The organism is Mesorhizobium carmichaelinearum, from assembly GCF_900199455.1.
GTDB lineage: Bacteria > Pseudomonadota > Alphaproteobacteria > Rhizobiales > Rhizobiaceae > Mesorhizobium > Mesorhizobium carmichaelinearum.
In genome coordinates, this window is record NZ_FZQR01000004.1 from 436,047 (window position 1) to 449,876 (window position 13,830).

The window sequence follows — 13,830 nt, forward strand, 5'->3', positions numbered from 1 at the left end:
CTGCGCAAATTTCTCTCAACCAATTTTTAACCGGCTCTCTTTGGTTTGTTCAATCTAATATAATAACCGACTGATAACGCTTGGCTATTTATCGCTTTTCAATATCCCTGCAGCGGTTGGCATGGGGGTTGCATTGTATTGTTGCGGTGCAATCAACCAGCTTGGGAGTCTTCCGTATGAGGGGTAATTTCTCGACAATAACAAAAATGTTTTCGGCAAGCGTGGTCGCCGCCGGTCTGTTGATGTCGGCTCCCGCCAAGGCGGCCGACGACACGATCAAGGTCGGCATTCTCCATTCGCTGTCGGGGACCATGGCGATTTCGGAGACGACGCTGAAGGACGCCATGCTGATGCTCATCGACGAGCAGAACGCCAAGGGCGGCCTGCTCGGCAAGAAGCTCGAGGCCGTCGTCGTCGATCCGGCTTCCAACTGGCCGCTGTTCGCCGAAAAGGCGCGCGAGCTGATCTCGAAGGACAAGGTCGCGGCTGTGTTCGGCTGCTGGACCTCGGTGTCGCGCAAATCGGTGCTGCCGGTGTTCTCCGAGCTCGACAACATCCTGTTCTATCCCGTCCAGTATGAGGGCGAGGAAAGCGAGCGCAACGTGTTCTACACCGGTGCCGCCCCCAACCAGCAGGCCATTCCGGCCGTCGACTATCTGATGAGCAAGGACGGCGGCTCGGTGAAGCGTTGGGTGCTGGAAGGCACCGACTACGTCTATCCGCGCACCACCAACAAGATCCTCGAAGCCTATCTGAAGTCGAAGGGCGTCGCGGCTGAGGACATCATGACCAACTACACGCCGTTCGGTTTCTCCGACTGGCAGACCGAAGTCTCGGCGATCAAGAAGTTCGGCTCTGCCGGCAAGAAGACCGCCGTCGTCTCGACCGTCAACGGCGACGCCAACGTGCCGTTCTACAAGGAACTCGGCAACCAGGGCATCAAGGCAGAGGACATCCCGGTCATGGCCTTCTCGGTCGGCGAGGAAGAACTGGCCGGTCTAGACACCAAGCCGCTGGTCGGCCATCTCGCCGCCTGGAACTATTTCGAGAGCGTCAACACGCCTGAGAACAAGAAGTTCATCGCCGACTGGCACAAGTTCATCAAGAACAACAAGCGCACCACAAACGATCCGATGGAAGCACACTATATCGGGTTCAACATGTGGGTGAAGGCGGTCCAGAAGGCCGGCACCACCGATCCGGACAAGGTCATCGATGCCATGATCGGCGTTTCGGTGCCGAACCTGACCGGCGGCTATTCGACGATGATGCCGAACCACCACATCACCAAGCCGGTTCTGATCGGTGAGATCCAGGCCAATGGCCAGTTCGAAACGGTTTCGAAGACACCGGGCTTGGTAATGGGCGATGAATGGTCTGACTACCTGCCGGACTCCAAGGACCTGATCTCCGATTGGCGCGCCCCGCTTAGCTGCGGCAACTTCAACGTCAAAACCGGCAAATGTGGCGGCAAGGGCACGAACTGATCCTCCCAGGGCTGACTTAGTCAGACCGCGCGCGTCCGGACGGTTTCCTCCGCTGTCCGGACGCCAAATTCAACCTTCAAGGGCCGCCTAAAGCCGATGAGTCTGCTCCGCACGATTGGCCTGATGCTGCTGTTCCTGCTGGCGACGCTGTCGTCGTCGGGCGCGGCGGAGGCGGATCTGCGTGGCATCATCGCCAAATTCGCTACGGTAACCGACTTTTCCGAGACGGGAGCTGTCGTTCAAGAGTTGACAGCCACAGGGGATCCCGCTGTCGAACGGCCGCTTGCTGCATTGGCGGACGGCAATCTTTACATCCGCACGGCCGACTCGATGGTGTTTGTCGGCAAGGAAGGCGACGAAAACGTCCAGCTTTTTGACCCGCTGAGCGGCGAGGCAGCGGGCGAGGCCTCCGAAGACGACATAACCAAAATCACTGTCAACAACACGCTGCGTCGCGCCATCCGTGATGCATTGGGCACGTTGACGCTTGGGTCCAAGGATCCGACTGTCCGCATCGCCGCCGCCGACACTATGTTCAAGACGCCCGATGCCGCCAACATCGAGCCGCTCGATACAGCGATCGCCAACGAGAGCGTGGCCAGCGTCAAGGCCCTGCTCGAACAGGCCCGCGCCGCCTCGGTTCTTGTCTCCGACCGGCCCGATGCAGACAAGCTGGCGGCCATCGCGCTGATCGGCGCGCGCGGCGACCGTGGCGCGGTTTCGCTGCTCACTTCGGTCGAGGCCAATGCCTCGGGCGCGGTCAAGGAAGCGGCGACGGCCGCGATCGCCAGCATCAATTCGACGCTGGCTTTCTGGGATGCCGGCCAGAACATCTGGTACGGCATTTCGCTGGGCTCAGTGCTGCTGCTCGCCGCGATCGGGCTCGCCATCACCTTCGGCGTCATGGGTGTGATCAACATGGCGCATGGCGAGATGGTGATGCTCGGCGCCTATACCACCTTCGTCGTCCAGCAGGTGATCCGCACGTCCTTTCCCGGCCTGTTCGACTGGTCGCTGGTGATCGCGCTGCCGCTCGCCTTTGCGGTCTCAGCTCTGGTTGGCCTGATCATCGAGCGCGGCGTCATCCGCTTCCTCTACGGGCGGCCGCTGGAGACGCTGCTGGCGACCTGGGGCGTCTCGCTGATCCTGCAGCAAGCTGTGCGTTCGATCTTCGGGCCGACCAACCAGGAGGTCGGCAATCCCTCCTGGATGTCGGGTTCGTTCGACATCGGCCAATTGGCTATCACCTGGAACCGTCTGTGGATTCTGGTCTTCGCGCTCACCGTCTTCGGCGTGCTGCTCTATGTGATGAAGCGCACGCCCTGGGGCCTGCAGATGCGCGCCGTTACCGCCAACCGCCGCATGGCGGCCTCCATGGGCATCAGGACGCCGTGGGTCGATGCGCTGACCTTCGCGCTCGGCTCCGGCATTGCCGGCATTGCCGGTGTCGCGCTCAGCCAGATCGACAATGTCTCGCCCAATCTCGGCCGTGGCTACATCATCGACAGCTTCATGGTCGTCGTCTTCGGCGGCGTCGGCAATCTGTGGGGCACGCTGGTCGGCGCTTTCTCGCTCGGCATCGTCAACAAGTTCCTCGAGCCTTACGCCGGCGCTGTGCTCGGCAAGATCGTCGTGCTGGTGCTGATCATCCTGTTCATCCAGAAGCGCCCGCGCGGCCTGTTCGCGCTCAAGGGCAGGGCGGTGGAAGCATGATCACGGGACGCTTCTTCGCCGCCGGCGCGGACCGCCGCATCGCCATCACCATCTTCATCCTGCTGGCGGTGGCCATCATCGTGCCGCTGCTCAATCTGGCGGTATCTCCGACCAGCGCTTTCTACGTCCCGGCCTATATCGTCGCGCTGACCGGCAAGTATCTCTGCTATGCGCTGCTGGCGCTTTCGCTGGACCTAGTCTGGGGTTATTGCGGCATCCTCTCGCTCGGCCACGGCGCCTTCTTCGCGCTTGGCGGCTATGCGATGGGCATGTACCTGATGCGCCAGATCGGCTCGCGTGGCGTCTACGGCAACCCGATCCTGCCTGATTTCATGGTGTTCCTGAACTACAAGGAATTGCCCTGGTTCTGGTACGGCTTCGACCATTTCTGGTTCGCCGCGATCATGGTGCTCGCCGTGCCCGGCCTGCTCGCTTTCGTCTTCGGCTGGTTCGCCTTCCGCAGCCGCGTCACTGGCGTCTATCTCTCCATCATCACCCAGGCGATGACCTATGCGCTGCTGCTCGCCTTCTTCCGCAACGACATGGGTTTCGGCGGCAACAACGGCCTGACCGATTTCAAGGATATTCTGGGCTTCAACGTGCAGGCCGACGCAACCCGTTCGGCCCTGTTCGCGGCGAGCGCGGTGATGCTGGCGTTCGCCGTGTTCACCACCTGGGCGATCGTCGGCTCCAAATACGGCAAGCTCTTGATGGCCGTGCGCGACGCCGAAAGTCGCACGCGCTTCCTCGGCTGGCGGGCCGAGAACGTAAAGCTGTTCGCCTTCACCGTATCGGCCGTCATGGCCGGCATTGCCGGCGCGCTCTACGTGCCGCAGGTCGGCATCATCAATCCCGGCGAGTTCGAGCCGTCCAATTCGATCGAAGTGGTGATCTGGGCGGCCGTGGGCGGGCGCGGCACCATCGTCGGGCCGATCATCGGCGCGCTGCTCGTCAACGCCGGCAAATCCTGGTTCACCGGCGTGCTGCCGGAACTCTGGCTGTTTGCGCTGGGCGGCCTGTTCGTCGCCGTCACGCTGCTCTTGCCGAAAGGCATCATCGGCATGTGGGACAGCTGGCGCGGCAATGCGAAGGCGTTGCGCGCGGCCTCCGTTGCCGAAGAGGCCGGCGCCAAGGTTGCAGTGGCGTCCGCGACCTCGAAGCCCGCTCGCTCGCCGGCGAGAAATCCAGGCGAATGGTCCTGGTCCGAACCTGAACCGCAGGCGGCGGAGTAGGGACCATGAGCAAATCGAACACCATCCTCTATCTCGACGGCGTCTCGGTCTCCTTTGACGGCTTTCGCGCCATCAACAATCTGTCGCTGGTGCTCGACAAGGGCGAGATGCGCGCCATCATCGGGCCCAACGGCGCCGGCAAGACGACGATGATGGACATCGTCACCGGCAAGACGCGGCCTGACGAGGGCGAAGTGTTCTTCGACGGCCAGGTCGATCTGACCAGGCATGACGAGGCCGAGATCGCCATGATGGGCATCGGCCGAAAATTCCAGAAGCCGACAGTCTTCGAAAGCCACACGATCGAGGAAAACCTGATGCTGGCGCTGAAGGGGCCGCGTTCGATCTTCCCGGCGCTGTTTCATCGCCGCTCGGCGGCCGAGGCGCGGCAGATCGACGACATTCTCGGCATCATCCGGCTGGGCGATAAGCGCCATGAGCTGGCCGCCAATCTCAGCCACGGCCAGAAACAGTGGCTCGAGATCGGCATGCTGCTCGCGCAGGACCCGAAACTGCTGCTGGTCGACGAGCCCGTGGCCGGCATGACCGATGCTGAGACCGAGGAGACCGCGCGGCTGCTCAAGGACATTGCGCGCGACCATTCGGTCATCGTCGTCGAGCACGACATGCATTTCGTGCGCGAACTCGGCGTCAAGGTCACCTGCCTGCACGAGGGCTCGGTGCTGTCGGAAGGCACGCTCGATTTCGTCTCGGCCGACGAGCGTGTCGTCGAAGTCTATCTGGGGAGATGAGCATGGTCTGGCGGGTTCAATTCCATCGCTTCGATCTGGCCTTTCTCCGGTTCTGGAGAAGGCGCTGACATGCTCGAAGTTTCCAACGCCACGCTCCATTACGGCGCCGCCCAGGCGCTGCGCGGCGTTTCGCTGAAGGCGGGGGCCGGCAAGATCACCTGCGTGCTCGGCCGCAACGGCGTCGGCAAGACCAGTTTGATGAGATCGATCGTCGGCCATCACCGGCTGACGAGCGGAAGCGTTGCCTTCGAGGGGAAGGCGCTCGACCGGAGCGCGGCGTATGACCGCGCCCGGTCGGGCATCGCATTCGTGCCGCAGGGCAGGGAGATCTTTCCCCTGCTCACGGTGCGCGAAAACCTGGAATCCGGCTTTGCGCCGTTGAAGCGTGCCGACCGCAATGTGCCGGCGCATGTTTTCGAATTGTTTCCAGTGCTGAAGCAGATGCTCGGCCGCCGTGGCGGCGACCTTTCTGGCGGTCAGCAGCAGCAACTGGCCATCGGCCGGGCGCTGGTGATGCGGCCGAAGCTGTTGGTGCTCGACGAGCCGACGGAAGGCATCCAGCCATCGATCATCAAGGATATCGGCCGTGCCATCCGTTATCTGCGCGACCAGGCCGGCATTGCGGTGCTGCTGGTCGAACAATATCTCGACTTCTGCCGCGAGCTTGCCGACGAGGTCAACATCATGGACCGGGGCCAGATCGTCCATACCGGCCCGGCGGAAGATTTAGACCGGGCTGATGTACGGAAGTTTCTTACCGTCTAGAATCGGTGCTGCATTTCGGCTGACGATCCAAAGTCCTGGCAAGTCCAATATTTCTTCCATCCATCGATCTGCATCTCTGGCGCGCCAGAGGCTGCATGCTAGTCTTTTGTTGGCTTTGTGAGTCGGCCGCTTCCGTATCAGTCTGGTTATCGCAGATCGAGGGCGCGGCGAAGGCCGGGCAAGTTCCACGCAAGCAAGGCTTCCTAGCTTCCCTCCTGCGATCTGTCGTTCAAACGCGTTTGGGCACACAGGCTAAGGGACAGCCATGGAACGTTTCGTCGAGGACTATCAGAAGCGGCGGCTTACCGAACGGGTCGACATCATCGCCGCCATCAACATTTTGCGATCACAGGGCTGCGAATACGACGACCTGATCGAGGAGATCACCAAGGTCTTCTACGTCGACCTCGATACGTTCAATGAGATCGTCATGGCGGCATAGAGCAGCTTTCGCCTATCCAGCAAATCACCGGCCCGACATTGATACGCGATTAGCTCGCGCGCCGGAACGGAGAGGCGGTGACGCGGTTGCGACCGCCGCGCTTGGCGTCGTAGAGCGCCTTGTCGGCGGCGCTGAGCACCTTGTCGAAGCTGAGGCCTTCCTTGCTGCCAAACGCAAAACCGGCACTGACCGTGCACCTCAGCGATCCCGTCTCGGTTTCTATCAAGCGCGTCGCGAAGGCGGTGCGGATGCGCTCTGCCGCGTCCTCGACCGTCTCCGGCAGCGTGCGCTTCAACACCAGTGCGAATTCCTCGCCGCCCATGCGTGCGGCGACGTCGGTCTGACGAAGATTGCCGGCGAGTTCCCCGGCAAACACCTTCAGCACCTCGTCGCCGGCCGCGTGGCCGAATTCGTCGTTGATGGCTTTGAAATTGTCGAGGTCGAAGACAACCACCGCGGTAAAGGCGCCGACCGGGACGTGGCCATGCATGTCGAACAGAGCGCGCCGGTTGAGCAGGCCGGTCAGAGGATCGGTCAAGGCATTGCGGCGGTGGTGCCGGGCCAGACGCCCCTGGTTGAGGGCAAGCGACAGGGCACCAATACCCGTCATGCTGGCAATAACCACGATGAGGCTCAGTTCCTCCGCCCAATTGCTCGGCGCATGGCCGAGAACCAGCTTGCCGTCCCATGCCAGCACCGCCGCGCACAGCATGAAGGAAACGGCGGTGGCCGAGTAGAGTGTGGTGATACCGATCGTCAGGGCAGGGGCCTCATCGCGGCCCCTCCAGTATTCGAATGCCGTCGCGAACAGCAGCAAGGCGGCGAACAGGTTCTCGAACATGAAGCCGAGGCCGTCATAGCCCAGCGCCATTGCAGGCAGCGCCACCGCCAGCGAGGCGCAACCCCACAGCGCCCGCGGCAACGGCGAGCCGCCGGTTCTGAACTGGTAGGCAGCACCCAGCATGGTCGAGAAACCGAGCAGCAACAGGGCAAGGGTGGCGATGCCGAGCAGGCGCCCGGGCATGTCGATATAGGCGTCATAGACGAAGATATCGCCGACCACGAACACCAGGCTGATCGCCCATGTCAGCAGGAATTTTTCCGTGCGGGCGGTCAGCCACATGCCGAACAATGTCAGGCTCAGACAAGCGGCGGAGAAACCAACAGCCAGCAGAAGTGAAGTGTAGTCGAGCGACATGCCCCTCTTTCCCTGCCGGCGGCGGCTCCAGCTCTGCGGCTTGGCGTCGCCGCATTCATGCAGCAAGGAAGTGTCGATAAGGTTACGATCGCGGCGAAGATGCGAGGGTTTCGCTGCGTTTCACGGCCTCGTCGATCCGCGGCAACGACATCGGGTTTGCCTCTGCCAGGTCGCCCAAGCTTTCGAGCAAGGGTCCGAGATGCCGGGCATAGGGCTTCCACTTGGCCACCGAAGCCGTGCTGATTGGACGTCTCACCTGCGACAGGCTGGCGGTTCTGACCGGGCGAGCGTTCTCGTGGAACCGCAGAACTTCGTCGCTCCAAGGCAAGCCGCAGTGATCCAGGAGCCGGCGTATCTGCGGCTCGGGATCGCGAACCAGTTCCTCGTAGGAGAGGCGAAGCACCCTTCCGGGCAAGACGCGGTCCCAATGGTCCATGATCGCGACATAGCGTCGGTACTGCGCGCCCATGGCGGCGAGGTCGTAGGTGAATTCATGCCCGGTGCGGAACTGGCGCTGATAGCAGGCCAGGCAGGTGTCGACCGCGTCGCGCCTGATGTCGATGACGACGGCATCAGGCAGGCAGAGCTCGATCATGCCGATATGGACGTAGTTGCCGAGCATCTTGTTGACGACCATCGACGCCTGAGCATCGATTTTGCGCAATCTGGCGATGTATTCGCGGCCGATATCGCGGAAATAGGTGGAGAGGGGAGCAGGTGGTTCTTTCGGGCGCTTCCCGCCGTCGCTGCTAGGTCCGCCATAAGGCCAGCGCATGTTGGTCAGGATCGACAGGTCCGGGATTTCGCCGGCGCCGAAGACACTGGGGTGGCTGGCCAGAATTTGCTCGACCAGCGTCGAGCCCGAGCGCGGCATGCCGACGATGAAAACCGGAATGCGGCTGCGCTCGCCGTGGCCGCCGAACTTTGACAGGAACTCCGGCGTGAAGGTGTCCCTGACATAGTCGCAGACCTGGGTGTGCGCCGTTGCCGCAACCTCAGGGGGCGTCAGCCGCGGTTTCTCGCCGGCCGGAGCGATCGCCCGTGTCGGCGCGGCTTCGTTGCCAAGCGTCGCCCGGACGAGATCATTGGCCGCCTTGAGGGCAGCAAATGCCTCATCATGCATGCCCTTCCGACGAAGGATCTCAGCCAGCGAAAACAGAAAACTTGCCTTTGTTCCTTGCTGAAGTTTCGGATCCCTGGCTGCTTTCGTCATCAGCGCCAAATCCTGCTCGGAGAGGGCTGCGGGCATATTGAAAGCGAGATGACTGTAGGGGCGCGGATTGTAGGGACCAGCCTCGATCATCGCGCGGCAGACCTGGGCGAGGTCTTCGAACCGTCCGAGATTAGCGTATGTGTCAGCCAGTTCAGCGCGGGCGCGGCCTAGTTCGGGCTTCAGCTTGAGCGCCAGGTTGAAGCCGGTGGCAGCCAGTTCAAGCCGTCCGGAGTAGCGATAAGCCAGCGCCAGATTGTATTGCGCCTCGGCGCTGGCGGGCAGTTCTTTTGCGATCCGTTTCAAAAGCCGAATCGCTTCGCCCAGGTCGCCATGTTCCATCTCGAGCAAGGCGATAACTTCCAGTGCCTGCAGATTGCGCGGGGCCTGCCGCAGAACGGCTTCGGCGGTGGCGCGGGCACGCCTGACATCGCCGGCAAGATGCAGCCTGCGGGCCTCCGCAATGAGGCGTTCCAGTGAGAAACTGTTGCTATTCTGCAACTCGATTACCGATCTCTAATGTTTTCAGGAAACATTGATTGTTACCGCATACAAAGAGGCTTACGCAAAGTCATGGGGCTTTTTGCGATGCGGGTTCGCAAGGTAGCGGGGATAGCATGAAATTTCTGACAGCGGGCTTGTTTGCCTCGGTTTCGGCCATGGCGCTTACGCTTCCGGCGACGAGCGCCCACGCCGATCAAAGCGTAATTCAGTTCTTTATCTGTCAGGGACCCGGCCAGAACGATTATTGCAACAATAAGAACAATACGTCCTACATCGGCCCCGGCTTCGACTCGGCGAACGGCTCCTCGTCTGTCGCGGGTGGCGTCTCGGAAGCCTCTGCGACCAATGGTGTCGTCAACGATGCTTATGACGGCTGGGGAGCCATCTACGGCACCACCACGACCAGCGGGAACGTCTATAACAGCCCTTACGCAACGCCGTTCAACGGTCTGACCGCTGCACGTCAGACCCAGTCCTACGAAGCAGTGCCGGGATTGCCGGCCAATTCCATCCGCTGGTTTGACAGTTTCACCAACAATACGGGCAGCGCCATTAGCGCCAATGTCGCGTTCGGAGGCAACCTTGGCTCCGATAGCAACACTTACATACACGCCTCCGGGCCAGGCTATGTGGTAACGGGCCAAGGTGCTCCTGGAAGCGAATCGACCGATCCGGTCATTGCCCATCTCTACGGCAACAACAACTACGCGTTCAGCCAGACCACCGTTCATTTCGTCAATGGCGACGACAACCCCTACATCGTCTATCCGTTGACGGTTGCTCCTGGCCAAACGGTGTCGGTCATGAATGTCGATATCCTGTTTGGCGACAATGCGCGCCAGCCGGACGGCGGTGGATCCGTCTACGCGCAAGACGTCGCGCTGGCGATCCAGCAGGCGCAGCTCTTCGTCAACAGCCCGGTGTTCGATGGTCTGACGGTTGAGCAGCTTCAGACGCTGGTGAACTGGAATGTGCAGGTTGACGGCAGCCTGCCTGCGGCCGGCGCGGTGACCGGCCTGTCGCAAAGCATGCATGATGCGTTTGATGGCATCCTCAACCGCGACGCCGTGATCTGGACGAACGGCTACTACGCGCCGGGATTGGCGACCGGGGCCTTGCAATACGCGGCCGAAACCGCACCCGGCGCAAAGCAGGACGGCGCTGCCGCTCTCGCCAACGAGATTGGCGAGAAGGGCGGCAAGGTCGCTGTCACCGATGTCGACGGCACGCGCAGCTATATCTTCGGCGGCTATACCACCGGCTCACGCGACTACTCGGCGGGCGGTCTCGATTTCAACGGTTACCTCACCGGCATCGGCATCGAGCACAATTTCGCATCGGGGCTGCTGGTCGGCATCGCCGGTGGCTACGCGCGCGGCAGCGGCGACATCGGCGGGGTCTATTCCGATATCGACAACAAGCAGTATACGGTCTCGCCCTATGTCCGCTGGCAGGCGCCAACCGGCACCATTCTCGACGCGCGCATCTCGCTGTCGAGCGAATCCTGGACTTATTCGCGCACTGCGGGCGCGGGTACGGCTGACGCCGACATCGACGGCAGCAGCTTCGGCGCGCGGATCGGCGTGGCGCAGCCATTCGACATGCCGGTAGCGACCATCACGCCCTTCGCCAACCTTTCCTATCTGCGCACGCATGTCGACGGCTATACCGAAACGGGCGCCGGCAACGGCAACCTTGATGTTCCGTCCTATTCAGTCGACCATCTCGAGGGCTTCGTCGGGGTTTCGGCGGCCCGGGACTGGACTATGAGCAATGGCGGCAAGCTGCGCGCCTTCGTCAGCGCGGGCATTGGCGACAGCTTCCTTGGAAACGATTCCGTGTCCACGTCCTACACCAGTTCACCGACAACCTTCCTCAGTGACATCGACTCGCAGAAAGGCGCCTTTGGCCGCGTCGAGGCCGGGCTTTCGGCGAACCTTACGCAAAACCTGGCCTTGACCTCGTCTTATGGCGGGCAATTCGGCAGCGGCCGCAACCAGAATACCATCAGCATCGGGCTCGATCTCAAGCTTTAGACGCGAAGCGCCAGGTCAACGCTGATGGAGCGGTTCGGATCCCTCCGGACCGCTCCAAGTATTGGTTCTCGTGCAATCGCCCGCGTTTGGCGGAATTGTTAGGCTGTCACCCGTTTCATCAGCGCCATCGCCCCGAACGGTGCGCGCACCTTGCCCTCGGTGATGAAGTAGACGAACACGTCGCGCGGCTGCACCGGCGCGTCGGTGGCGGGATCGGCGCGCCGCAAATCGGCCGGCTGCTTGCCTTCCGCCCAGGTCTTTACCCGCGCGGCCCATTCATCGAGCCCCTTCGGCGTGTAGCAGTCGGGATTGTCGTCCGAGCCGGTCTGCAGCCGTGCGTAGACGAAGTCACCGGTGACGTCGGCGATATCGGGATATTTCGCGTGGTCGGCATAGACGATCGCCGCCTTGTATTTGCGGGCAAGTGCCGCGAATTCCGGCACGATGAAACTGTCGTTGCGCACTTCGAGCGCGTGGCGCAATGCGACCCCATCCTGCTTTTCCGGCAACAATTTCAAAAAGGCTTCGAAATCGTCCGGATCGAACTTTTTCGTCGGCGCGAACTGCCACAGGATCGGGCCGAGCTTGTCGCCGAGCGCGGCAACGCCGGAACCGAGGAAGCGCATCATCGATTCACCGGCCTCGCCCAGCACACGCCGGTTGGTGACGAAGCGGTTGCCCTTGAGCGCATAGACAAAACCGTCCGGCGCTTCGCTTGCCCATTTGACGAAGGTCGGCTCCTTGAAGCTGGAATAATAGGTGCCGTTGACCTCGATGCTCGGCACCTGCCGGCTGGCATATTGCAACTGCTTGGCCTTGGACAGCTTGTCCGGATAGAAGGACGTGTCCCAGGGCTCGAAGGTCCAGCCGCCCATGCCGGAGCGGATTGTTCCCGATTTGCTCACTGTCTTTCTCCCTGTCGCTTGATGTGTGCGGTCATATCATGAGGATCAAGAAAACCGGGCAAACCCGCTCTCATCCGTTGGCAAGCCACTAGAACCATTCAGCACACGCATTGCCATCGGCCCCAGGTTCTGCATGCCGGTGACCTTCGAGGCATCGAGCTTGTCCCCGACGACAATGAGGAAACCGCCCGGGGCGTGATTGCCAGGTCTTAATCCCGGCGGCTTGGCTTCAATGCGTCCAAGTCTGGATGAGCACACCACGCCTGGGCACAGGCCAGCGCGATAGTGCACCAAGAGATCTGGCAATTCGGCCGCGCGCGCGCCAGCGTGCTGTCGAGCCGCCCTGTCGATCATCGTGATCACCGGCTGGCTGGTCTGGTCTTCCCTCAGTTCCATCAGGAGGGATTCAACCTGATCGAGCAGTCTTGATCGCTCGACCTCAACGCCACCGTCCTTGAAGACTACGGATGGATTGATTCGAAGAGCCGCGCAGTTCTCGTTGTAAGGCAGCATTTCGCAAAGCGGCCACCAGCGCCGGTCCCTGGCTTTCACGACATGGCGTACGAACCGCGTCCAATGCGACTCACCAAGGATGCGGTTCATACGGTCGACAATTTCCGGCATCAGGTGAGCAAGCGTAGCGTTCGGCTGCATTTCCGTCGTCGAGAAGACCACGATCTCAGTGTTTGGGCCGGCTGAGGAGACGAGATCGCCGATCGCGCGATCAATGTCGCCAAGAATCATATCGATCGGGGCGCCGAGCCGACTGTTGCGGGCCGGGTCGAATTTCTGGTCCGCCCCGTCGACGAGATCCCAAAGCGCATGGCTGGCGCAGTGCGCCTCCTTGAACCCGACGATGAACAGATCCCAGGCCTCGCTGCTGAGATAGTGCAGGGCGGCGGCATGTTTCCTGGCGACCGCAAGGCGCAGATTGGCCACAACCGCTGTAGCCTCGGTGTCGTTCAATCGGCCTTCATGGTCACATCTGCTCGGCGGCGCTGCGCCGAAGCGCGTGACCACGTCACCGGCAAGCGTCGCCGGATAGCTTCTGGGCTCGTGGAAATAGCGCCCATGGACAAGCCAGTCGGCGAGGTGGATGCCATTGAACTGTCGCGGGAGGCGGCATTTTGGAATGTCGAAGACACCTATCCTGAGATCCGGCGACGTTTCCCAGAAGGTCTCGCGGTCGATTTCATCGGTGCAGACCATGCCGAATTTGCCGCTGCGCAGCCGTTGCTCATAGTGATAGCGGCCGTGTTCACCCATGCTGGCGGCGTATTGGAACGAGGCCCACAGCGCGTCATCCGTCGCGCCCGCATGTGCGGTGAGATATTTGACCCTGCCACGTGCCCGCAACGCGGCGAGGCTGGGCAGCATACCGTCCCGACTCGCCTTGTCGAGCAAGGCTCCATCCGCTCCGTCGAGCGCGATCATGAGAACCCGTGCGGTCACGATGTTCCCTCTGCGGGCGCGATCAAAAGACCGAAGGTCCAGCGGCCAATGCCAAGGCGGATTGTTCCTGATTTGCTCATGGACTTTTCCTCCGATGTGTTTTGTCGCGAGGGGCTTGCGTTGGTAAAATTGAT

11 protein-coding genes are annotated in these 13,830 nt (G+C 61.6%); 7 read left to right on the forward strand and 4 right to left on the reverse strand.

The features are described 5' to 3' along the window. The first annotated feature begins 206 nt into the window (after positions 1 to 206). The 6 genes from urtA to CKW40_RS11945 all read left to right on the forward strand — a co-directional run bounded on the left by urtA (position 207) and on the right by CKW40_RS11945 (position 6,391). Positions 207 to 1,487 (forward strand): urea ABC transporter substrate-binding protein, encoded by a 1,281-nt coding sequence (urtA, locus tag CKW40_RS11920; protein ID WP_244571161.1) that lies wholly within the window; start codon positions 207 to 209, stop codon positions 1,485 to 1,487. Between the two features lie 96 nt (positions 1,488 to 1,583). After that, positions 1,584 to 3,200: an urea ABC transporter permease subunit UrtB gene (gene urtB, locus CKW40_RS11925; protein WP_095200082.1), complete on the forward strand. Its 1,617-nt coding sequence runs from the start codon at positions 1,584 to 1,586 to the stop codon at positions 3,198 to 3,200. Beyond that, entirely contained in the window at positions 3,197 to 4,432 is a 1,236-nt protein-coding gene (gene urtC, locus CKW40_RS11930) for an urea ABC transporter permease subunit UrtC (RefSeq protein ID WP_095200083.1), read from the forward strand. The genes urtB and urtC overlap by 4 nt, the downstream gene beginning before the upstream one ends. Positions 4,433 to 4,437: 5 nt before the next feature. Next, positions 4,438 to 5,184: an urea ABC transporter ATP-binding protein UrtD gene (urtD, locus tag CKW40_RS11935; RefSeq protein WP_095200084.1), complete on the forward strand. Its 747-nt coding sequence runs from the start codon at positions 4,438 to 4,440 to the stop codon at positions 5,182 to 5,184. Positions 5,185 to 5,253: 69 nt separating this feature from the next. Continuing rightward, a complete protein-coding gene (urtE, locus tag CKW40_RS11940; RefSeq protein ID WP_013895283.1) occupies positions 5,254 to 5,949 on the forward strand; it encodes an urea ABC transporter ATP-binding subunit UrtE in 696 nt (231 codons plus the stop codon). Between the two features lie 265 nt (positions 5,950 to 6,214). Continuing rightward, complete coding sequence (locus CKW40_RS11945; protein ID WP_019858306.1) at positions 6,215 to 6,391, forward strand: hypothetical protein; 177 nt, start codon at positions 6,215 to 6,217, stop codon at positions 6,389 to 6,391. 49 nt (positions 6,392 to 6,440) lie between these two features. On the opposite strand, the gene CKW40_RS11950 is transcribed toward CKW40_RS11945, so the two are convergent. Further along, the gene (locus CKW40_RS11950) at positions 6,441 to 7,589 is read right to left on the reverse strand and encodes a GGDEF domain-containing protein (RefSeq protein WP_095200308.1); all 1,149 of its coding nucleotides are present in this window, start codon (positions 7,587 to 7,589) and stop codon (positions 6,441 to 6,443) included. Positions 7,590 to 7,671: 82 nt separating this feature from the next. Continuing rightward, a complete protein-coding gene (locus CKW40_RS11955) occupies positions 7,672 to 9,300 on the reverse strand; it encodes a tetratricopeptide repeat-containing sulfotransferase family protein (protein ID WP_095200085.1) in 1,629 nt (542 codons plus the stop codon). Between the two features lie 116 nt (positions 9,301 to 9,416). On the opposite strand from CKW40_RS11955, the gene CKW40_RS11960 reads away from it, so the two are divergent. Continuing rightward, complete coding sequence (locus tag CKW40_RS11960; protein WP_095200086.1) at positions 9,417 to 11,339, forward strand: autotransporter outer membrane beta-barrel domain-containing protein; 1,923 nt, start codon at positions 9,417 to 9,419, stop codon at positions 11,337 to 11,339. A 98-nt stretch (positions 11,340 to 11,437) separates the two neighbouring features. Here the strand turns inward: CKW40_RS11960 and CKW40_RS11965 are convergent, their stop codons facing one another. Together CKW40_RS11965 and CKW40_RS11970 are read right to left on the reverse strand one after the other, a co-directional pair. Next, positions 11,438 to 12,244, reverse strand: a complete 807-nt coding sequence (locus tag CKW40_RS11965; RefSeq protein ID WP_095200087.1) for a DUF72 domain-containing protein — start codon at positions 12,242 to 12,244, stop codon at positions 11,438 to 11,440. Between the two features lie 45 nt (positions 12,245 to 12,289). After that, on the reverse strand, positions 12,290 to 13,678 hold the full coding sequence (locus CKW40_RS11970; protein ID WP_095200088.1) for a hypothetical protein: 1,389 nt from the start codon (positions 13,676 to 13,678) through the stop codon (positions 12,290 to 12,292). Positions 13,679 to 13,830: the final 152 nt, after the last annotated feature.